Annotated in this window: 17 protein-coding genes and 1 pseudogene; 10 read left to right on the top strand and 8 right to left on the bottom strand. The window is 71.1% G+C overall.

From position 1 onward, the window contains the following. Positions 1-113: 113 nt before the first annotated feature. The 6 genes from ACFVZW_RS06955 (at position 114) to ACFVZW_RS06930 (ending at position 7,375) form a co-directional block, all read left to right on the top strand. Positions 114-1,229 carry an ABC transporter substrate-binding protein gene (locus tag ACFVZW_RS06955; RefSeq protein ID WP_384517825.1) on the top strand — a complete coding sequence of 372 codons (1,116 nt, stop codon included), beginning with the start codon at positions 114-116 and terminating at the stop codon, positions 1,227-1,229. Between the two features lie 208 nt (positions 1,230-1,437). After that, positions 1,438-2,013: a GNAT family N-acetyltransferase gene (locus ACFVZW_RS06950; RefSeq protein WP_384517822.1), complete on the top strand. Its 576-nt coding sequence runs from the start codon at positions 1,438-1,440 to the stop codon at positions 2,011-2,013. A gap of 216 nt (positions 2,014-2,229) precedes the next feature. Beyond that, complete coding sequence (locus ACFVZW_RS06945) at positions 2,230-3,207, top strand: teichoic acid biosynthesis protein C (protein ID WP_384517820.1); 978 nt, start codon at positions 2,230-2,232, stop codon at positions 3,205-3,207. Positions 3,208-4,000: 793 nt separating this feature from the next. Continuing rightward, positions 4,001-4,567, top strand: a complete 567-nt coding sequence (locus tag ACFVZW_RS06940; protein WP_384517817.1) for a TIGR03086 family metal-binding protein — start codon at positions 4,001-4,003, stop codon at positions 4,565-4,567. A gap of 514 nt (positions 4,568-5,081) precedes the next feature. Further along, positions 5,082-6,233 (top strand): tetratricopeptide repeat protein, encoded by a 1,152-nt coding sequence (locus tag ACFVZW_RS06935; RefSeq protein WP_384517814.1) that lies wholly within the window; start codon positions 5,082-5,084, stop codon positions 6,231-6,233. A gap of 119 nt (positions 6,234-6,352) precedes the next feature. Continuing rightward, positions 6,353-7,375, top strand: a complete 1,023-nt coding sequence (locus ACFVZW_RS06930; RefSeq protein ID WP_384518074.1) for a polyprenyl synthetase family protein — start codon at positions 6,353-6,355, stop codon at positions 7,373-7,375. A 159-nt stretch (positions 7,376-7,534) separates the two neighbouring features. Here ACFVZW_RS06930 and ACFVZW_RS06925 read toward each other — a convergent pair whose 3' ends face one another. Then, a complete protein-coding gene (locus tag ACFVZW_RS06925; RefSeq protein ID WP_384517811.1) occupies positions 7,535-7,927 on the bottom strand; it encodes a hypothetical protein in 393 nt (130 codons plus the stop codon). A gap of 710 nt (positions 7,928-8,637) precedes the next feature. Beyond that, positions 8,638-9,186, bottom strand: coding sequence for a YrhB domain-containing protein (locus tag ACFVZW_RS06920; protein WP_384517808.1), 549 nt, complete (start codon positions 9,184-9,186; stop codon positions 8,638-8,640). Positions 9,187-9,415: 229 nt separating this feature from the next. Between ACFVZW_RS06920 and ACFVZW_RS06915 the strand changes: the two genes are divergently transcribed. After that, the gene (locus tag ACFVZW_RS06915) at positions 9,416-10,114 is read left to right on the top strand and encodes a helix-turn-helix transcriptional regulator (protein ID WP_384517806.1); all 699 of its coding nucleotides are present in this window, start codon (positions 9,416-9,418) and stop codon (positions 10,112-10,114) included. A gap of 32 nt (positions 10,115-10,146) precedes the next feature. Then, positions 10,147-10,704 (top strand): DUF3291 domain-containing protein, encoded by a 558-nt coding sequence (locus ACFVZW_RS06910; protein WP_384517803.1) that lies wholly within the window; start codon positions 10,147-10,149, stop codon positions 10,702-10,704. 169 nt (positions 10,705-10,873) lie between these two features. Here ACFVZW_RS06910 and ACFVZW_RS06905 read toward each other — a convergent pair whose 3' ends face one another. The 6 genes and pseudogenes from ACFVZW_RS06905 to ACFVZW_RS06880 form a co-directional block, all read right to left on the bottom strand. Next, positions 10,874-11,383, bottom strand: coding sequence for a cupin domain-containing protein (locus tag ACFVZW_RS06905; protein WP_384517800.1), 510 nt, complete (start codon positions 11,381-11,383; stop codon positions 10,874-10,876). Positions 11,384-11,911: 528 nt separating this feature from the next. After that, positions 11,912-13,126: a VWA-like domain-containing protein gene (locus ACFVZW_RS06900; RefSeq protein ID WP_384517797.1), complete on the bottom strand. Its 1,215-nt coding sequence runs from the start codon at positions 13,124-13,126 to the stop codon at positions 11,912-11,914. Positions 13,127-13,137: 11 nt separating this feature from the next. Further along, positions 13,138-14,334, bottom strand: coding sequence for an AAA family ATPase (locus ACFVZW_RS06895; protein WP_384517794.1), 1,197 nt, complete (start codon positions 14,332-14,334; stop codon positions 13,138-13,140). Next, positions 14,331-16,322 (bottom strand): ankyrin repeat domain-containing protein, encoded by a 1,992-nt coding sequence (locus ACFVZW_RS06890; protein ID WP_384517792.1) that lies wholly within the window; start codon positions 16,320-16,322, stop codon positions 14,331-14,333. The genes ACFVZW_RS06895 and ACFVZW_RS06890 overlap by 4 nt, the downstream gene beginning before the upstream one ends. Further along, entirely contained in the window at positions 16,319-17,473 is a 1,155-nt protein-coding gene (locus ACFVZW_RS06885) for a gala protein (protein ID WP_384517789.1), read from the bottom strand. Before ACFVZW_RS06885 ends, ACFVZW_RS06890 begins: the two co-directional genes overlap by 4 nt. A gap of 58 nt (positions 17,474-17,531) precedes the next feature. Further along, positions 17,532-17,604 (bottom strand): annotated as a pseudogene (locus tag ACFVZW_RS06880). A 211-nt stretch (positions 17,605-17,815) separates the two neighbouring features. Between ACFVZW_RS06880 and ACFVZW_RS06875 the strand changes: the two are divergent. Continuing rightward, positions 17,816-18,769, top strand: a complete 954-nt coding sequence (locus ACFVZW_RS06875; RefSeq protein ID WP_384517786.1) for an immunity 49 family protein — start codon at positions 17,816-17,818, stop codon at positions 18,767-18,769. Between the two features lie 717 nt (positions 18,770-19,486). Next, complete coding sequence (locus ACFVZW_RS06870; RefSeq protein WP_384517783.1) at positions 19,487-20,623, top strand: tetratricopeptide repeat protein; 1,137 nt, start codon at positions 19,487-19,489, stop codon at positions 20,621-20,623. The last annotated feature ends 168 nt before the right edge of the window (positions 20,624-20,791 follow it).

The raw sequence follows: 20,791 nt of genomic DNA, 5'->3' as shown, positions 1-20,791 counted from the left end.
TCCTTGGGACGGGTGCCTGGTCATCACGGTTCAACTACGCTCGGCGTCACTGACGTTGATTCCGTGATCCGGGCAAACTGCGACTGGATCGCCCACTTGGGAGACGCCGAGGCATGACGACGCCATCATCGAAGCCTGGAGCGAAGCGGGTGGACGCATCAGCCGCCATCCGGATCGGCGCGCTCGTTCCGCTGACCCGGCCCGGCTGGGTCGAGGCAGGCCGACACCTGCTCGCTGGATTCGAGATGGCCGTACGCGACGTCAATCAGGCGGGCGGGATCGACGGAAGACCACTCGAGTTGGTGGTCCGGGACACCGCGGCTGATCCGCAGAGGGCCGCGGCGGCCGTGGACGAACTGGCTCGCCTGGGCGTGGCCGCCTTGGCGGGGGAGTACCACAGCGTCGTCGCTCGTGCCGCTGCTGCCAGGGCCGATGCCCTCGGACTGCCGTTCCTCTGCTCGTCAGCGGTTCTCGACGCGCTCACCGAACAGCCGACGCAATGGGTCGCGCGCCTTGCCCCGGCACAGTCCAACGGCTGGCGGATCTACGCGGACTTCCTCCTCGGCGCAGGCCACGGTCGAATCGCCGTGGCAACCGAACCGGGTGTCTACTGGGCGTCCGGGGTCGGCATTCTGCGGGACTGCCTCGCTTCCCGCGGCGGCACCGTCATCGAACTCGACACGCGCGCGCTCGCCCCCACCGTGATGTGCGACGAACTCGTCGACAGCCGGGCGACAGCCCTTCTGCTCCTGGTCGGCCATCCGGAGCCGGCAGTGTCGATCGTCAAGTCCGTACGCCGCGACCAGCGCCTCGCCGAGATCATGATCGGTGCTCCGGCCGGGCAACCGGAGTTCGCCGAATGGGCGACGTTGCTGGGCGACGACGGCTCTGCGATCCCGTTCCTGCGCTACCTGCCCGAGCACCTCGGCCCACTCGGCGTACGCGTCGATTCGGCCCTGCGTGAGCGGCTGTCCGAAGCACCCTCCTTCGTCGCATTCGAGGGCTACGACACGATCACCGTCCTCGCCGAAGCACTGCGCTCTCACGGCACGGACCGGGCGCGCACCGCCGAATCCTGGTCGCGCCTCGATATCGAAGGCACCCGCGGGCAGATCCGGTTCTCCCGCACGCCAGGGATCAGCGTGTGGCAATGGGCTTGGCCGCCGATTCACGTCGTCGATCGAGACCCGGCGCAACCAGATCGCTTCCGGATCCTCCACAACGGCTGAGAGAGCACGAAGGGGCTCGACCGGCTTGCGGGCGCGCCGCGCTTCGAGCCCGTGTGGTGGCGGTCGAGGTGACCGAATCCGGCGTCCGGGCAGAGGGCGCGATCCACTTGGGCGAGGCGTTCAGATAGACGGCCGCCCATAGGGCACACGACTCAAGTGAGGGTTCCCGCTCTGGAGTCCGACTCCCTGACGCGGCAAGATCGGGTGCATGTCCAAGAGTGAGATCGTTCTGCCGTCAAGCATTCGGATTTCAGGTGACGGGATACATCTGAGGGAATGGAGCGAGTCCGACCTGCTGCCGTTGGTGGAGCTCTATGACGATCCTGAGATCGACCGATGGACTCCGGTGCCCTCTCCGTTCGACTCCAGGGCGGCGCGTGAGTACCTGACCAAGGCTCGTGAAGGCCGTGGAGACGGCCGCAAGAAGGCGCAACTGGCGATCACTACCGACGGTGAGCAGCCTCGTGGTGAGGTCCTCGTCTTTCGGTGCGAGATCGACGCGCGAGATGTCGAGCTCGCTTATGGCGTCGGCAGCCGACATCGGCGGCAGGGTCTGGCCTCACGGTCCGTCAAGTTGACCGCCGACTACGCCTGTCGCCGACTGGGAGCGAGGCGAGTGCTGCTGCGCATCGAACCGGAGAACTCCCCGAGCATGGCTGTCGCCCGCGCAACTGGCTTCCAGCTCACCGAGGACGAGCCCATCACACGCGAGGCCAAGGGCCGCCAGGTGACCTTGCTTACCTGGTGCTACGCGGACGGTGGAGCAGACTCCCTCTCGGTTTGAGCGGAACACCTCGTCTTCGGGTCTGCAGGTGCAGCAGTGCAGGGCCGGCTTCGACTCCGCGCGGCGGGCGGCCGTACGAGTTCCCGGGTCGCCCTGTCCCAGTACGGTCCGCGCGGTCGCCGGCCAGCCGCTCGGCTTGGCCCGTTGAGGACCCCAACTCCGTTGTGGATAGGATCGCCTGTCCCTGCAACACACACATGCAAATGGAGTGCCCCCTTGAACCGCACCCCGGGTTCCCCTCTCTCCCGCCGCAGCCTCATACGCACCGGTGCCGGCGCCTCGCTCGCCGTGCTCGGGCTTGGTGTCGGCGCGCAGTCCGCCTCGGCCGATGTGGCCGCGACCAAGCGATTCGATCTCACGCAGCCGTCGCACGACCTGTTCCGGTCCGCGAACACGCACGGTGCGCGGGTCCAGCAGAGCTTCGCCTTCGACTGGGAGAACAAGTTCCTGTACGTGGCGACCAAGCGGAGTGGAAGCCCCGAGTCCGCCGGTGACCTGTGCATCAACAAGATGGACTTCGACGGGAACTACATCTCGTACATGCACCTCAACGGCTTCGGCCACGGCGTCGCCTTCGCCGCGCTGCCGAACGGTTCCGACACCGAGCTGTGGATCGAGTGCGCCGCGAACACCGGCGGGTACGGCACCGCGCTCGCTCCCATCCGTTACACCGCCAACACCACTCTCGGCTCGCCGGCCGCCTCGGCCGCCTACCAGCCGATCTCCGGGGCCACCGAGTACACCTGCTCCGTCGATCCGGTCTACCGGCGCATGATCGTGCGCTACCACACCAGTGGGGGCAAGCGCATCGCCGTGTACCCGCTCTCCGCCTTCGAGACGCGCAACTTCGGCTCGCCGCTGGTCGACTTCAAGCAGCCGACGATCTCCGGCACGCCGCAGGGTTACACGCTCTACGGCTCGTACATGTACTTCCTGACGGGTGACGCCTACCCCGGCGACGGCACCCCCACCGGCGACGGCAACTCCTACGTCACCAGCATCGACATCAACACGGGCACCGTGAAGCAGGGCCCCGTCCTCACCAAGGCCGGCTCCACCCTCCACCACCGCGAGCCCGAGGGCCTGGCGATCTACCGCACCGACGCCGGCGAGGCCCGCCTGTTCATCGGCTTCGCCACCGGCGTGGAGGGCGACCGCCGCTCCAGCATCTTCTACAAGAACGTGCTGATCTGATCCAAGCCGCAGCTGCCGCCCGGGCCACGCCCGGGCGGCGCCGCCCCCAGGGGGGGGGCCGCGGGCGGCCGGGCGGGGCGGGGCGGCCCGCTACCGCTCCGTCCTGGGCGAGCCCGTGGCACGCCGCGCGGTCCCCCCCAGCTCACATCTCTCTTTCCCCCCGAGAGTGGCCCCCGCCCGGCGGCGCGCCCCCCCCCCCCGCCCGCCCCCCCCCCCCCCGCCGCCGACAGGATCTGGGCCGTGGTCGGCGGCAGTCGCTGCGCGGGTCGCACAGGGACCAACGCACGGCTCTCAAGACCTTCGATGCCCAGTGGCCGCGGCCGTCGTCTTCGTGGGGGCGCCGCCAGCGGGCAGCCCTCAGCCGCCCGTGCCGTTCTTGGGTTACTCGACTTTGGCCGGCCCTTCGCCCTCCAGCCGGTGGAGAAGCCGACGATCCGGCCGTCCTGGCAGAGGCAGCTCACTCCGCCCCGTTCCAGATGACTCTTCACGTGCGCGTCCGAAGCACCACTGCCGATGAACCAGTCCACCGCCTCGTCGCCGAGGAACCCGCGGTAGCAGGTGTCGATCGTGCGACGCGCGAGAGCCTGGAGGCCATCGAGATACGCAGGCCGGCGGTCGACGGATCAACGGCGCTGTCCATCCCGATGCGGACGGTAACTGTCCGCAAGTGGGTGCACGGTGGGGTTGTCGGCGCACCTGGGCCCCGGAGCAGGGGCGGGAGGTGCTCGGCATGCCTGATGGCCTTCAGCCGTGCAGGCGTCCACACCCCATTCGACGGAGAGGCGCGATCATCATGTTCCAGGACATCCAGCTGTTGGAGAAGGCTCTGACCCACACGACGCAGCTGCTGGGAAACGTCACCCCGGACCAGTACGCGTGGCCCACGCCGTGTGATGACTTCGACGTGCGGGCCCTGGCCAACCACCTCGTGGCCGGCAACCCCTACTACGTGACCCTGGCCCAGGGTGGCGCTCCCGACTTCTCCCTGTTCGCCCAGGACCACATCGGCGAGCGGCAGGCCGGGGAGGTCTACGGCGAGGGCGCCAAGGAGGTCCTCGGCGCCTGGCAGTTCGAGGGCGCGCTCGCGCGGCAGATGCCGCTGCCGGGCGGCGTGCCGGGGCCGCGTCTGGCCGACCTGCACCTGCTGGAGGCCGTCCTGCACGGCTGGGACCTCGCCACGGCCACCGGCCAGCACCGCGGCGGCGACGCGGACGCCGTCGAGGCGGTGTTCCGGACCTGGTATGGCAACTACCCCGACGAGATCCGCCCCCAGACGGGCATGTTCGGCCCATCAAAGGTCGCAGCACAGGACGCCCCCGCGCTCGACCGGCTCGCCGCCTACTTCGGCCGCACCGTCTGACCGGACGGCCGGACTCGTGGGGAATGGATCCCACCACGAGGCGTCGACGCCGATTGCCGGGTCGGCGGTTCGAAAGCGAGCATCAGGAGGACACCTGCGGGCACTCGCCTGCGGTCGTCGGAGAGGCCCAGGGTTCCCCACCGATTCCAGAGCGTGTGTTGCCATTCGTCAGAGATGGGTCCGGGCCGCGACACGCGCGGAACCGGGTCCGGGCCGGTCTCGATCAGGTGCGACAGCGACCACGCGACGCCGTAGCAGTCGCCTCGGCCGAAGCAGGCGGCCAGAGCAAGCGCCTCTTCTGACATGACAGGCCGGGAGATGGCTCCGAGCTGCTTGACCCGCCGGCCGCAGGCGTCGGTGGCGGTGTCGTACGTCTTACTGGGGACTCCATGGTGGGCTGTGTAGCACTTCGGGATGACCCGGCGCCCATACGGAGATGGACTTTCCAGCCCGCAAGGAACCTCAGCCTTCCCTCGTCGTCTTGATCACCAAGTTCGGCTGCAGGAGGGTTCTGATGGCAGGTCAAGTATGTGAAGCGGGACGGACGAAGGCGTCCGCGCCGGAGTACCAGGGCGTTCTCGGGTCCATGTCGGTCAACGCTCCGTTGGCCGAGGTGCTCGCCCGGGGCGTGGAGGAGTTGCAGGCGGCGGAGCGTGCCGGTGACCGGCAGGAGGCGGCGCGCTGCGGGCTCGCCGTCGCGGAGGCCTGCCGGAGGCTGGGGCGGATCGAGGAGGCCGACCAGGCGTGGAAGGCGAGCTATCGGGCGGCGCGTTCGGCCGGGCACGAGGGTGCGATGGCGTGGGCGCTGTGGAGCGGTGGCACGCTGGCCCGGCAGCGGGGGGCGTTCCGGCTGGCGTACCGGTTGCTGCGGCTGGCGGCCGAGATGGGCGAGCGGGGCGGTGACGTCGTCGTACGGGGCTACTCCCTGGCCGGGCTTGCCGAGACGGGACGCATACAGGGCGACTACGCGGCTGTGGGCAGGCTGCACGAGCAGTTGCTGGCCGAGGCCCGTCGGCGCGGTGAGGCCCGGCATACGGTGTGGGCGCTGGAGGGCATCGCGCAGATGCACCGCAACACCGGGGCCTACGACAAGGCATTGGCGCTCTTCGAGGAGGCGGCCGAGACGGCGTTGCGTGCCGAGGACCGGCGCGGGTGGGCATGGGCGCTGCGAGGCGTCGCCGATGTCGTTTCCGCGCGGGACGGGGAAGTGGAGCGTGCCCTGTCTCTGCTCTCGCAGGCGGAGGAGGCCTGCCTGGAGATGCGGCTGTCCAGCGCGCTCGCCTACAACCACAAGATGCGGGGCAACGTGCTGTACCGGGCGGGCCGGTACGAGGAGGCCCGCGAGCTGTATGCGCGAGCCCTCGAGGAGTTCCGCGAGATGGAGGAGCCGCGGGGGACGGCGCTCTCGAGGCTCGGGCTGGTCAAGGCGCGGGCCCGGCTGGGTCGGGACGCCGCGCAGAGCGCCGCCGAGCTGGCCGAGCTGCGCTCGGTGCTGGACCGCATCGGGCTGCGGCACGCCCGGGACATGGTGGAGAAGGCGGCGGCCGAGCTGGGCGTGGGCCCACTGCCGGACGAGGCCGGAGACAGGCCGGGGGCCCGGGAGCCGGTGCCGCCGGCGGTAGGGCTGGAGGCGCTGCGGGCGGCCGATGCGGAGGGGCTGCGGTGAGTTCCTCCCTGACAACGACGTCATCGGCGCCGGTGGCGTCGACGGTCTCCTCGCCCATCGATTCGCAGGGCGCCGCGGCCTGTGCCGTAGCAGGCGCGTCCGACGGCCGCCACAGCGCTGTGCCCGGTGTCGTAGCGCGCTGTCGTGAGCTGGTGCGGCCCGCACTGGTGGAGGCGGTGGGGCGCCTGCATCCCTGGACCGGCGAGATGGCGGCGTACGCGCTGGGCTGGAGCGATGCGGCCGGAACGCCTGATCCGAGCGGTTCCGAGGGCAAGGGAGTGCGGCAGGCGCTCGCCGTGCTGGGGGCCGAGGCCGTGGGAGCGGACGGCAGCGTCGCCGTCGCCGGCGCGGTGGCCACTGAACTGGTGCACACCTTCTCCTTGCTCCACGACGACATCATGGACGGCGACGGCCTGCGGCGGCAGCGTCCGGCGGTATGGAAGGCGTACGGGACCGGTCCGGCCGTCCTGACCGGCGACGCCCTCCACGCCCTGGCCGTACAGACTCTGGCCGAGGCGCCGAGCCCCTGGGCAGCGGCCGCGGTCCGGCACTTGTGCGGGACGCTCAACGCGCTGGTGTGCGGGCAGGCGGACGACCTGCGGTTCGAGCAGCGCCCGTGGGTCGGATCCGGTGCGGTGGAGCCGGAGCAGTACCGGTCGATGGCGGAACAGAAGACGGGGGCCTTGCTGGGCGGTGCGATCGGGCTGGGGGCGGTGCTCGGCGGCGCTCCTGCCGGCACCGTGTCGGTACTGGAGCAGGCCGGGCGTCACCTGGGCATCGCCTTCCAAGCGGTGGACGATCTGCTCGGGATCTGGGGTGACCCGGCCGTGACTGGCAAGCCCGTCCACAGCGACCTGCGGCAGGGCAAGAAGACCTACCCGGTCCTCGCCGCGCTGGCCACAGGCGGAACCGCCGCCCGCGAGCTGGCGGCGCTGCTCGAATCTCCCGGGCAACTGCACGGCACGGCAGTGGTACATGCCGCTGCGCTCGTGGAGGAGGCGGGCGGGCGGGCCGCGACCCGTGACGAGGCGCGCCGGCATCTGGACACCGCCCGCCGGGGCCTGCGGGAGGCGTCACTCGAGCCCGAAGCCGCCGGGGACTTGGACGCGTTGTTCACGTACATGCTGGACCGCAGTTGGTGATGAGCCGACATCACACGTGCCGGAAGGGGTGTGCCCGTTCGAGCACACCCCTTCGGTCCCGCGCGACGCGGCGGAGCGCACAGGACGGATCGGTGCCTGTCGGGTATCGAGTCCCGGGCTGCCGATGTCGTGTGCGCGAAGTGGGTGTCTCACGTCAGCTCAACTGGTGAGGTGCCGTCGGACGAAAGGCGCCGTTCCCAGGACAAATGCAGTGAAGGCTAAGAGTCGTTGGAGGCCGGGCTGAGCGGCGAGGCTGCTGTGCTGGATGCCATAGGTCGCGTACCAATTGGCGATGAGGTCGGTCGTCATGATGACGCAGGCGAGGTCGGTCCCCCGACGCTTGCCGCTGATCAGAATCGCCGCTGCGAGCAGGTCGAGGAGCGCCAGCGAGGACCAGTAGAAGTTGAGCCACCTCGGAGCCCAGTCGCAAGCCTGAAGGCCGTGCTGAAGAAGGTCGTTGACATGCACGACGGCGCCGACGAGGAACAGGCCGGCTGTGGTCACGCACACCACTACCGCCCAGAGTGGGGTGCGGTACATCCAAGCGATCACGTCACGGATCGTCCCAGCCGCCGACGTGGCCCGTCAGGCAGTTGACGGAAGATGATCTCCCTTCGTGAAACGCGGACCCGCACCTGCTGGAGGATGTCCTGGTCTTGCTCGGATCGTTTGGCCGGGCATGAGGATCACTGCTTTCACCGCGTTCGTCGTCGCGGCTGTGTTGCTGCCCGCTGTTCCCGGTTCGGCCGTCGGGCGGGATCATCTGACGGTCACCGTCTCGGAGGGAGCCGGCGCTGCCACGGCGTACGAGCTGGACTGCGCTCCTGCCGGGGGTGGCCACCCCTCGCCGCACGACGCCTCTGAACGGCTCGACCAGCTCGCGAGCGAGGGCACGGACCCTTCAAGCCTGTGGCGCGGGATGCGATGTGCATTCAGGTGTATGGCGGACCGCAGACGGCGCACATCACCGGTACATGACAAGGGCGTTCCGGTGGGCGCGAGCTTCGCGAGGACCGACGGCTGCCAGGTCGCCAGGTGGAATGCGCTGGTGCCGGTGCTGCCTGCCTCCGGTGCGTGAGCCGCAGACGTGCCTCGTGCCCACCTCCGGACTCGCGGCCGATGAGTCCCGAGTCGGAGTCGGAGCCTCGCGACACTGTCCGTTTGGTCGGTGGGTGGTGAATGGTCACCGCTCGCTTGGGTGAAGGCCCCCGTGCCTGCGGCGCGTCCCTACGTTGCGGTGAGCGCAGGCCTGAAGCCGGAGGTCAACCAGACCCTTCCTGGATCGGACCAGCCAGCGTTTCGATGGGCAGCAGGGGCCACTTCGGCTCCTTCCGGGTAAGGCTCGCCAGCTCCTCCGGTGGTTCGGCACCGTCCCGAACGGTCGTGACGTAGACCTTCGCTTCCTGCAAGCTCATCCGCGGTGCCTGCTTGCGCAGGTGGTTCATCGCGGCCACGACGCCGGCGGAGCGGACGAGCGCGCGGACATCGGAGGCCAGTGGATCAGGCGGCCTGAGGCCCTTTGTCTGCAGGAGGTAGTCCTCCTCCCAGCCCTCGTCCTGCGAACACGCGGCGGGCACGAAGTGGATGCTCCCGTCGTTCCGGTCCACCAGATAGTGACCGCCGACGAAGCTGCCGCGCACGTCGCGGGCACGGGCCTGTTCCGCCGAGCGCCAGAAGACGAGCCAGCCGACCGCGCTTTCCCGCACGTGGTAGATGTCCGGCGTGGGGGCAGGGCCACTCCATTGCCACGTCGGCAGCTCTCTGACCAGGAAGGACTCGATGAGTTCGACGGCGCGTTCCTTGGAGATCACGATCTCATCCTTCACCACAGGTCAACCGGTTTTCGCCATGCCTGTGCCGTCACGCTGACATCTCACGCGCGGTCTAGCCGAGTTCGATGCTCTGGCCCGCTCATGGCCGGTCCTTCGTGGCCGTGCTCGCCGGTCGCCAGGGCGAGCGGCTGGGGGGTGCGCTGCGGGCGGGATCGGCGAGGCGGCCCGCCTTTCTATCTCCAACCTGTGTTGTTCCTAGAATGGCCGGGTGAAGGACATCGATGCGATTGCCGTGTTGCAGGATCCGGTGCGGCGCCGCCTGTACGAGTACGTGGCGGCACAGGGCCGTGAGGTCGGCCGCAATGAAGCCGCCGAGGCGGCCGGGGTGGCGCGCGCGCTCGCTGCGCATCATCTGGACAAGCTGACTGAGGCCGGGCTGCTGGAGAGTGGTAGCCGTCGTCTGACGGGCCGCTCGGGGCCGGGGGCGGGCCGTCCCGCCAAGGTGTACACGCGGTCACGGGCGGAGCGGTCGGTGTCGCTGCCCGCTCGCGACTACCGAACCGCCGCCGAGCTGCTCGCCGAGGCCGCCGAGCAGGCCGGGCTGGACGCCGGGCTCTGCGCGGCCGCGCGCAGCAAGGGCGAGGCCCTGCGCGGCTCGGCGGCGCCCTGCGGCGGCCTCGAAGAAGCCATGGAGATGCTGGCCGCCCGCGGCTACGAGCCACACCTGGAATCCGTCGAGGGCGCCGAAGGTGGCGAGGAGGCGGCCGAGGAGGCCGCAAGCGTCGTACGAATGCGTAACTGCCCCTTCCATGCCGTCGCCGAACGCTTCCCGCCGCTCGTCTGCGGCATGAACCTCGCGTTGCTGGAGGGGCTGCTCGGCACGGACGGTCCCGTCCGTGCCCGCATGGACGCCCGCCCGGGAGAGTGTTGCGTGGTGGTCGAGTCTTCTAAAGACAATGATGATTGACATAGAAAAGCGCCCCGTGCTGGGATGAGGCCATGACCGCATCCACGCATGCCGCTCACCATCTCGCCCAACTCAACGTCGCCACACTCCGCTACCCCCTCGACGACCCGCGCCTGGCGCCGTTCGTCGAGATGCTCGATCCGGTCAACGCCGCCGCCGACGGCACGCCCGGCTTCGTGTGGCGGCTCGTGGAAGAGGGGACGGCCGACGCAACCGGCCTGCGCCCTGCGGGCGAGGACGTCATCATCAACATGTCGGTGTGGGAGACCCAGGAGGCCCTGTGGGACTTCGCCTACCGCACGGGGCACCTGGACGTCATGCGACGGCGCCGCGAATGGTTCGAACGGCACGTCGAGGCCCACATGGTGCTCTGGTGGGTCCCCGCAGGGCATCTCCCCACCGTCGGCGAGGCCTTGGAGCGACTGGCGGACCTGCGGGCGCACGGGCCGTCCCCGCGCGCGTTCACCTTCGCGTCCTCGTACACCGCGACCGAGGCCGCCCAGCAGCTTCAGGCCGTGCCGTCGGCTCGGCCTGAGCAGGCGGCCGGGAGTGCGGGCCCGACGCCGGCGGCGGACGCGCCCGCACTGTGAAGCAGGGAGACTCAGCCCGGCGGGCGGTGGGGTGGTGGAGCCGACCGCGACGCCCCAGCCCAGCTCGCCCTCGGCATGGCCTAGCCTCGCGGACGACAATTGCCGGCTCTCCTTTCGTGGCTGTGTAACTAAAGGCAGGCAGGGCCGAGTCGGCCTCGACGGGCCTTGCCTACTGCCCTGTCTTGGCGGGCACCAGGTCGAAATGGTCGTCCTGGTACTGGAAGAGGAGGCAGTCCTCTCCCTTCTCGCAGCCGCTCAGGTGCGGATTGTCCGCAGGGAGGCGGTAGTAGGAGCCGGTCGGGTACTCGACGCGCTTCCCGTCGATCTCCGCGTAGAAGGTGCCCTTCAGGACGACGGTCGGGAGGTCCTGGCTGTGGACATGCATCGGATTGTCCTTCCCGGCGGGGAAGGACACGAACGCCTCGTAGCTGCCGTTCCCCGCGAGATCGCCGCGCACGTTCGCGTACTTCACGCCACCCGACCCCGGAAGTTCCTTCCACGTGCGGCTGGGCGAGGGGAAGGAGAGGAACTCGGACGAGCCCTTCGTCGCCGTCGGGCTCGCCGACGCCGTGACTGCAGGGGGCGCCGCCGCAGCCGTGCCGCTGGTCCCCTTGCTCTCCTGGCCGTCCTTGGCCTCGGCGCCGGCCGAGCAGGCTGCCAGCAAGGCAACCGAAGTCATGGCAGCCACAACCGCGGTGATGTTCCTTGCCTTGGCTTGCATTGATGTCTCCTTACGGGTCGGGTTCTCTGGGCGCGCCGAAGGAGCGGAAAGCGAACTCGTGGAGCCGTCCACGGTTCCCTTCCTCGCTGCGCGGCGAGCCCGGTACGGCCTTCATCGTCAGTTCTGAACTGCCAGGCCGCCATGACGAATCCCCTGCAGATCCGGACATGAGGCTGCATCACGGGTTGGCTCGGCGAGGGCAGCTGCGACTGACCCGGACGGTATGGCCAGCGACAACAGGTACGCGGGGCGGTCGTCACCTGTCTGTGTTCGGGGGCGCTGCGACGGGTGGCGCCGAAGGTCCGCCGTGCGTCCAGCCATACGGTCTCGAAGCCGACCAGTCGCCCTGACGAAGGTGTGCGATGTCGTCGCCTGCGGCGAGGCCCGGGTTCCAGACCGCCGCCCTCGGCGTCAGCCGGTCCGTGTGAGCAGGAACCCATGGGCCGGATGACCGGCTGAACCCGCTCCTGGGGGAGTTCCTCTCCTTCAGGAGGGGGAGGGAGTCACCCGCACGGTCTCTGCCCAGGCCGGTGGTTGGGGTGCGTCATGGCCGATCAGGGCAACGATGAGGCGGCAGGAGACGGGTTCCGGGGGCCAGGGCGTGTACCCGTCGGTGAGGACGACGACGATGTTCGGCGGTTCGGGGGCGGCGAGCGCCGTCTGGATGCCGACGGTCATGTTCGTCCCACCACCGCCTGCCAGTTCGACCTGGTCCACGGCGGTCACCCTGGCTACGGCGTGGACGTCGGCGTCACAGGCCAGGACGGCGACCCGATTGCCGCCGACCCCTACCTCGCGCAACACGCCCGACACCTCGGCCAGCGCGGCCGCCAGATCGTCCTCGCCCATCGAACCAGAGGTGTCGACGACGATCGCCACGCGCGGCAGCGGTCGGCGCAGGCTGGGCAGTACCACCCGGCCGCCAAGGGCCGGAGTACGGCGCGACGGGCGCCGGTAGGTGTAGTCGACCGCACCGCCTGCCCACGCGGCAGCCTCGCGGACGGCGCCGGTCAGCGCCTTGCGCCAGTCGATGGTGGGCTCCAGGACCTCCTCGGCCCAGCGCCGCCAGCCCGCCGGAACCGATCCCCGGGAGCGCTGGTGGGCGCGGACGGCCTGGGCGGTCTGGCGGCGGAGGGCCTCGGCCTCCACGGGGCCCATGCCGGCCACCCCGTCGCCCCCGCCTTCCCCCAGGTCCCAGGGTGACGGGACGCCGTGCGCGCCGGACCCGCAGTCCACCGGGAGGAGAGACGCGGCCGGGATGCCGGGCAGGTACTCCTCGAAGAGTTGGCCCACATGCAGCCCGAACAGGCGCGGCTCCATGCGGCCTTCGGGCAGTCGTAGTCCGTCGGAGATCAGGTCGTCGTTGATCTCGCAGTCCTGGGCGATGTTGACCCGCAGGCGGTCGCGCTGGTCGGCCGCGGGCAGTTGGTCGGCCCGCCCGTGGTGGTCGCGCAGGAGGTGCGACGCTTCGTGGATCCACACCCCGGCCAGCTCCTCGATGTCCGTGGCCTCGACGAAAGCGGGTGCGACGTAGCAGCGCCAACAGCGGTCGACGGCCATGGTGCGTACCTGCGCCGAGGGGACGACCGTCAAGGCGTAGAGAGCGGAGGCGAGGTACGGGCGGGCCTCGGCCGCCTTGTAGCGCGCGGCCAGCAGCTTGGCGCGGTCCAGCCCGTCGGCCGGCCCTCCGGAGACGGGCATGGCGCGGCCGCTCAGCGCGCGCCCGGCAGGGCGCCGGCGAGCTGGAGCAGTTCCAGGAAGGCATCGATCCCGGACGGGATCGGCCACCCGGGCTCGCGCATCACGGCAAGGTCGCGGGCGGCTCGCGCGGCCACGTCGGGCACACCGGCGTCCACGGCCTTGGCGAGGACGTCCCAGCCCGCCTCCCAACGGGCTCGGGTGGGTTCGCTCTGCACGGCGGCGACCACGGCGATGAGGAAGGCCAGCTGGCGGTCGCCGCGTTCGGGCAGCGCGAAGGCGGAGGGGTCGGCGAGCACGCGATCGGGGTCCGGCAGGTCGAGGTTCTCCAGGTACGACAGCAGCTCGATGCCGGCCGCCTCGCCGACGGCGCCCATCAGGGCGGCGGCCTGCGCCTCGCGTCCGGCGCCGGACGCGTACGCGACGGCGAGCAGGCGCAGCGCCATCTCCCAGGTGCGCGGGGAGGGCCAGGCGCGCCCTCGGCCCTCGGCCTCCTTCGGCATGTGGTGGACCAGGCCGGGGCGGGCGGTCAGGAAACCGGAGATCACTCCGCGGGCACGGGCGACAGCGCCGGACGTGCGCCCGGGGTCCACTGTGGGCAGGACGGTTTCGGGCCATGTACCGGCCATGCCGCGGGCCACGGTGCGCGGGTCGTGTGTCCAGTCGAGGTGGACGAAACGGTTGGCGAGCGGAGGGCTGAGGTGCCAGCCGTCGGCAGCGCTGGAAGGCGGGTTGGCGGCGGCGACGATCCGCACCGACTCAGGCAGCGACAGGCTGCCGACCCTGCGCTCGAGGACCACCCTCAGCAGAGCGGCCTGCACGGCGGGCGGCGCCGAGGACAACTCGTCGAAGAACAGCAGTCCGTGCCCGGTACGAGCGAGTCGGACGGCCCAGTCCGGCGGGGCCATCGGAACGCCCGAGGCGGCCGGGTCGTCGCCGACGATGGGCAGCCCGGCGAAGTCGGACGGCTCGTGGACGCTGGCGACGACCGTCTCGAGGTGGACGCCGAGGGCGGCGGCGAGCTGTTCCATGCCGGCGGACTTGCCGATGCCGGGCTCGCCCCACAGGAGGACGGGCTGGTTCGCCGTCACGGCCAGCGCGAGGGCCTCCAGTTGGGGATTGGCGGCCGGTTCGCTGCGCGTGACGCGCAGGCGTGCGTTGAGGGCGTCGGCGGCCGCGAGGACCGCGGGAACGGAAGGGGAACCGGTCATGCGTGAACGTCCTCGTCCTCTGCTGCCGAGCTGCCCTGGCCGGGCCGCCCGGAACCCTGGGGCTCCGCGAACGGATCCGGCTCCTCGAACGGATCCGGTTCAACGGACAGGTCCGCCTCCCCGGAGCTGTCCCGATCGCCGAACGGATCCGGCTCACCGAACGGGTCCGTCTCGCCGGAGCTGTCCCGGTCCTGGAGCGGGTCCGGTTCCTCGGACGGCGCCTCGTCCTCGTCCCAGTCGGGTTCGGAGTCCCGCTCGCTCATGTACTCGTCGAACCACTCGGAGCCGATGCCGGGGTGTTCGCTCAGCACGCGGCGACGCAGGAACATCAGGTCGTTCCGTTCGTAACGGCGGATGACCTGGGCGAGGGAGAGCTCCATCTCGTCGATCACGTCGATCCTGGCACCGGCGCCGAGGAAGTCCCTGACCAGGACGGCGGACCCGCCGTTGTGGACGGCGTTCTGGAGCGGGGTGCGGCCCGTACCGTCCTTCGCCTCCAGATCCAGCCCGGCGGCCAGCAGACGCGGCAGCAGCTTCCGGTGGTCGAGCAGGTGCAGGACATGCAGCAGTCCGCGTCCCATGCGGTCGCGGACGCGCGGGTCCGTTCCGGCGTCGAGCAGCGCCAGGACGGCGGGGGTGTCCCCGTGCTGGACGTGCTGGAACAGCTCGCGCCGCTGCTCCCGCAGAGCGCGCGGAAGCCGTCCTTCACCGCTGGTCCACGCATGTTGGGCGGCGAAGCATCCGGTGACGGTTCCACCGAAGGCGCGCAGGGCCAGTTCGCGCTGCCGCTCCTGCTCGGTGTGCGGGATGTCGAGCACACCGCCTCGGGATTCGACCTGGTGCCACGCGCCGCCGCAGCGGACGCGGACCGGCGCGGGCGTCCTCGGCCCGGGCGGGCCGACGGTGGTTCCGGCCCAGGGGAACAGGGCGGCAGTGACCAGCGGGTGCAGATCCTCGGGCCGGATCCTGCCCGCACGCAGCAGACCGATGTCGGGCAGTCGCTGCCAGGCATATCCGGGCAGCAGGGGGACGCCGTCCTCCTGGTCCCGTTCGCGGCCGACGACGCGAGCCGGGGCCCCCTCGGCGTCCGCTGCGTCGAGTTCGATCCGCAGATGGCCACGCCACTCCACGGGAACGCGGAAACGCGTGCCGCGTCCGGCCCGTTCCAGGAGGCGGATCTCAGGGGCGACGCGGGTGAGGTCGGGAGTGGAGGACCCGATCAGCTGGGTGACGTCGAGCTCGCGGTAGGAGCGAGGGCCCCGTGGTGGGGGAGTGAGGTCGAGGTCCAGCCCGGCGGCGGCGTACGCCCCGGCGTGGTGGCCGCGGGCCTGGAGTACGGCGACCCACTCGGCGCGGGCGGCCGGGTCGGCGGTCCCCGGGTCCTCGGCCGGCAGCTCCTCGGCGCTGAGCGGTGTGCCGTCGGGGCGCAGGAACGGCAGGCGGCCGGAGCCGGCGGAGCCCGCGCTGTACCGCAGTTCGCCGGTGTGGCGGTCGTCCCAGAAGCGGCGGGCGGCGGTCCAGTCCTCGGTGGCGTATGTCAGGCCGTGGAGCAGGTCGGGCGCGGGCACGGGTCCGAAATGCAGGGGAAGCCGCTGCGGTCCCGCCAGCATCGGGGAGGTGGTGACCGACAGGACGGGGCCGGACCTCCCGTACGAGGCGAGGACGATCCGCCGGCAGGGAGTGAGCGTCGTGTGACCGCCGAGGTTGCGGGGCAGGTGCCAGCGCAGCAGGTCCGGGACCAGGTGGCGCAGATCGTCGGCCACCCGGGCGGCTACGTCCGGCCCGTACCGGTCGGCGATCCGCTCGGGGTCGAGAGCGTCCGGGACGTCGAACGCGGCCGCGGCGCAGGCGGCCTTCCAGTCGCCGGCCACGCGTGCTTCCGTGGCGCGCTCGATCATCCAGCGCGGGACGGCGTAGCGGCGGACGCGGGCCCAGGCCGCGGCGTCCTCGGGCGAGAGGGCCCCGGGCGGCACCGGTCGCGGGCTCATCGGTACACACTGCCGATCGCATGCAGGTCGGGATGGGTCGGCCGGGCGGGGCGCAGCCGCTCGGCGAAGGACCGCTTCACGCGCCGGGGCAGGCCGGGGCCGAGGCCCACGTACTCGAGACGGTGCCCGTCGGGCAGAGCGGCCAGCAGGCTCTTCGCACCGCGGCCGGTGATGCCGGTGTGCCGCAGTTCGAGACGGCGCAGCGGGCTGCCGGACAGGCCCGCGGCCAGGGCCCGTGCGCCGTCGTCGCCGGTGGTGTTGCCGAGGGAGCCGAGGCTGCGTTCGGACATGGCCCGGCCGAGGTCGAGCGCCTCGATGCCGTCGAGGGCGTCGGCGAGCGCACGCGCGCCCTCGGGACCGATGCCGTTGCCGCCGAGACCGAGCCGCACGGGCCGGGCGGGGTCGGTCGCGGCGGCCAGGACGGCGGTGCCCTCGTCTCCGAGGTGGTTGGCCGGCAAGTAGAGCTCGCGGACGCCGGCGTCGCGGACGAGGGCGGCGAGCAACGGCGCGTCGGCGGCGGTCAGTCCGTTGCCGCCGAGGAAGAGACGTTCGAGCGGGGCTTCGCGATCCAGGAGGGCGTCGAGGAGAACCCGTACGCCTGCGGGGCCGATGCCGGAGTTGACGAGGTCGAGGGTGCGCAGGGACGTGTTACGGCGCAGCAGCCCCGCGAGGGTGCGGGCACCGGACTCCAGGACGGGGTTCCGCTTGAGCCACAGTGCGCGGAGCGTGGTGTCGTCGGCGAGCGCATCGGCGAGGGTGGTCACGCCGGCCGGCCCGATGCGGTTGCAGCCGAGGTAGAGGGTGTGGATCCCGTGGGAGGCGCCGGCGTCCCGCGCGGCGACCAGGGATTCGGCGACCGAGCGGGCGCCGTCGTCGCCGAGGGAGTTGGTGCCGAGGAGCAGATGGGCGGAGTGCGGGGAGGCGACGGCGACGGGCAGCAGCCGGGCGGCGCCCTCAGGGCCGAGGCCCTGCTTGCACAGGTCCACCCGGCCGCCGACGCGCAGGGTGCCGAGCGGGAAGGTCTCGTCGTCGGCCACGGGACGCGTGTCCGTGAGACGGGTCATCAACGGCCCGAGCTCCGCCGGGTCGGCGAGTGGCAGATCCGGGTGCTCGATCGCGGGACAGCGTACGGGCGTTGTCGGCTGGGTCATCACCACTCCACCGGTCCTCCGCCGGGGCCCGGCGTCCGCGTCGACATATAGGTAGGCGCAAGACCGGTCGGATTCGAACCGACGTCCTCCAGCTCGATGCGTGGGCGCGACGACCTCTGCGCTACGGCCTTGCTGCGGACGATCATAGCCACAGCCGCACCCGATTTCGATCACCAGTTTGATGCGGAGGTACCAAGCGGCGACCGAGAGCCGCGGCGCGCACAGGCCCTCGCCGCCGCCCGAGCCGACTGACCCGGGCCGGCGGTAGGGGAGTCGCACTCCGCTCGTCGGCCGTTGGTAGCGGGCCGCTTCTGGTTTGATCGATCATGAAGGGGCGGAGCCGTGCAGGATGTGGCACAGCACGAGGTGAGCGAAGAACGCCTGACCCAGGCGCTCGACGACATCGAAGGGCGGGCGTTCACCCGGTGGCACCGCATGTGCTACGACACCTTCTCCCTCGGGCGGCTGCGGGAGATGGGCGACGAGTTGCTCGACCACGTTGCCGCGCGTGCTCTGGAGGATCCCGCGCTCGACGAGCCCTCGCGCACCGTGCTGCGGACGGCGGCGGAATGTTCCTTGGGAGTGATCAGCCTCGGCTGCTGGCCCAACGGCGACCAGGAGATTCCTTTTCCGCTCGTCGGCCAGGAGCTGACGAGCGAGGAGATCGCCTTCCAGGACGTCGTCGACGAGGCGCCCACGGCCCGGACGTGGCTCGACACGTTCGCGGCCACAGTGGTCAGCGGCATGGTGTGGGATTGGCAGCGAGTCACCGGACTGCTGCTGCGCGGCGACCTCGCTCACGCGATCCGCGACGGAGTGCCGTACTCGAAGCTGACGTCGACGTCGGAGCCGGCCGACCTGGCCGCGATGGAGGCGCTGTGCATCTACCTGACAGAGGCGAAGGGACACCTGCCCCGCGACTGGCCGACCGTGCCCCTGCGCAAGCCGGACGCGGCGGAGTGCGCCGAGGCGGCGGGGCGGCTGGACGCGGTCGGCGCCCTGACGCCGGATCAGCGGCTTCTGCGCGTGCTGCTCGACGACGATCGGAGCGCCTTCGAGCGCGCCCTTGCGTCCCGGCTCGTCGAGTACCGGGAGAGCGTGGGCGGTGACCCCGCCCCACGGTCGCTGCTGCCGCTCGACACCCTCGCTCTGGCCGCGCTCGCGGTTCAGGTGCACGGGTGGCCGTTGGAAGTCCGCTCCGGCTACCTCCCGCACGGCATCCTGGGCCGCACGGACGCGCTGCAACGCGCCGCGGACGGGGGCGTGAACAACCTCGGGCTTTGGCACGCCAAGTAGCGGCATGGCAGGGGCCCGCGGGGTGAGCAGGCGGGCGCCGTCGGAGCGAGCAGACGCCTCGGGTACGTGGACACATGCGCCTCGCGCCGTGAGCCGCCGGCACCACCAGTCCCGTAGGGTGCGCTGCTCGTCCAGCCGCTCGGAGGCCGACAGCACTCCCCGGCTGCCTCTGGAGTCGGCGGAGAGCGGTCCCGGCCCACAAGGATCCACCCGTGGAACGGCAGGGCGGATCATGGCACTTCGGCAGATGGCGCATGTCGGGGTGGTGTCGGACGGGCCGTCGGTGGCTTCATGGTGGTCGCGGGTGCGTTCACGCCCGCCGCGGTTCCCCACCACCCCCGCAGGCGCGCCGAGGTGATCTCTGATGGTGACAGACCGGTACGGCAATCCACTTCACGAGTGCACCCAGGAGACAGCCGCGCACCTGGACCGGGCCGTCGAGGCGCTGCTCCACTTCAGCCCCGACGTGGAGCAGGCAGTCGACGACGCCCTCGGCAGTGGGCCGGCCTCACCCGTCGCCCAGTCCTTCGCCGTCTATCTGGGGATGCTGGGGACCGAGCCGGGCGAGGCCGTCACGGCACGCCGGCGTTTCGACCGGTACGCGGCCGGTGTGGACGTCCCGTCCCTGCCCGTACGGGAGCGCATGCATCTTGCCGCGGCCGGGGCATGGCTGGCCGGGGACCTGCACCGGGCGGGCTGCTGGAGGAGCTGTCCCTGGTGTACCCGACAGACGCGCTCGCCCTGGCCGTCGGGCACCAGTTGGACTTCTTCACCGGTGACGCGGTCCGCCTGCGTGACCGCATCGGTGGAGCCCTCGGCGCCTGGGACGCCGACGAACACCACCGGGGTCTGATGCTGGGCATGTACGCGTTCGGGCTGGAAGAGTCGGGCCACTACCGCCTTGCCGAGGAGGCGGGTCTCGCCGCGGTCGAGCAGAACCCCCGTGACGTCTGGGCGATCCACGCCGTCGTCCACACCTACGAGATGCAGGGACGCGTGTCCGAAGGGATCCGCTATCTCGACTCCCGCCGTGACGACTGGGCGCGGGGCAACTACCTCAACGTCCACAACTGGTGGCACTACGCCCTCTACGCGCTGGAGGCCGGAGACACCGACACCGCCTTGAGCATCTACGACGCCGCCCTGCACAACGACGATTCGGCCGGGACGGCCATGGAACTGCTGGACGCCGCAGCGCTGTTGTGGCGGATCCGGCTCGCGGGAGCGGAGCCGACCGCCCGCTGGGAGGCACTGGCCGACGCGTGGGCCACGCGAGCCGATCCCCCCTTCTACGCGTTCAACGACGTACACGCCGTCATGTCCTATGCCGGCGCCGGGCGGTTCGGGGAGGCGACGCGGCTCATCGCCGACCGGCGGCGGTGGCTTACCCAGGGGAGTACCGACACGGTCAGCAACCGCCGGATGACCGTGGAGATCGGCCTGCCCACGTGTGAGGCGCTTCTCGCGCACGCCCAAGGCAAGCACACCACCGTCGTCGACCTGCTGTGGCCGCTGCGCCGCCGGTTCCACGAGTTCGGAGGCAGTCACGCACAGCGCGACGCCCTCCAGAAGACCCTTCTCGACTCCGCGCTCACGTCCGGACGTCATGAACTGGCCCGTGCGCTCATCAGCGAACGGATCGGGCTCCGGCCGGACAGCTCCTACAACTGGTCGGCGCAAGCCAGCCTGGCCGATGGCCTGGGCGACGCCGCCCTGGCCGCCGTCGCCCGCGATCACGCACGGAACGTGGCGGCAGCGGCGGCCGAAACCCTCCGCCCCTCGGCTCCTCTTTCCTCCGCCGGCACACCATCCGGCGAAAGCGATGCGCCTGGAGCCAGTCCCGTACCTCGGTGAATCCTGAGGTACGGGGGTCTGCCGGGGGGGCGCCGGCGCGGGCGGGGGGCGCCCCCCCCCGGGCTCGTCGGCGCCGCCGGCGCGCCCCGCCCCGGTTAACTTGGGCGAAACAAATGGGTCATGCTTGAGAAATCCCGTCTGCCTATGGTCGGGTCCAGCGTGTGCCAC

Origin of the sequence: Streptomyces sp. NPDC059567 (assembly GCF_042735655.1) — a bacterium.
In the GTDB taxonomy this organism is placed as follows: domain Bacteria; phylum Actinomycetota; class Actinomycetes; order Streptomycetales; family Streptomycetaceae; genus Streptomyces.
Note: the sequence above shows the minus strand (reverse complement) of the source record. Positions and strands in the feature narration are given on the sequence as shown.

Excerpts from the sequence above, each read along its gene's own strand:
- ACFVZW_RS06955 (WP_384517825.1), top strand. The coding sequence starts at position 114 with ATGACGACGCCATCATCGAAGCCTGGAGCGAAGCGGGTGGACGCATCA.
- ACFVZW_RS06950 (WP_384517822.1), top strand. The coding sequence starts at position 1,438 with ATGTCCAAGAGTGAGATCGTTCTGCCGTCAAGCATTCGGATTTCAGGT.
- ACFVZW_RS06940 (WP_384517817.1), top strand. The coding sequence starts at position 4,001 with ATGTTCCAGGACATCCAGCTGTTGGAGAAGGCTCTGACCCACACGACG.
- ACFVZW_RS06935 (WP_384517814.1), top strand. The coding sequence starts at position 5,082 with ATGGCAGGTCAAGTATGTGAAGCGGGACGGACGAAGGCGTCCGCGCCG.
- ACFVZW_RS06910 (WP_384517803.1), top strand. The coding sequence starts at position 10,147 with ATGACCGCATCCACGCATGCCGCTCACCATCTCGCCCAACTCAACGTC.
- ACFVZW_RS06905 (WP_384517800.1), bottom strand. The coding sequence starts at position 11,383 with ATGACTTCGGTTGCCTTGCTGGCAGCCTGCTCGGCCGGCGCCGAGGCC.
- ACFVZW_RS06900 (WP_384517797.1), bottom strand. The coding sequence starts at position 13,126 with ATGCCCGTCTCCGGAGGGCCGGCCGACGGGCTGGACCGCGCCAAGCTG.
- ACFVZW_RS06895 (WP_384517794.1), bottom strand. The coding sequence starts at position 14,334 with ATGACCGGTTCCCCTTCCGTTCCCGCGGTCCTCGCGGCCGCCGACGCC.
- ACFVZW_RS06890 (WP_384517792.1), bottom strand. The coding sequence starts at position 16,322 with ATGAGCCCGCGACCGGTGCCGCCCGGGGCCCTCTCGCCCGAGGACGCC.
- ACFVZW_RS06885 (WP_384517789.1), bottom strand. The coding sequence starts at position 17,473 with ATGACCCAGCCGACAACGCCCGTACGCTGTCCCGCGATCGAGCACCCG.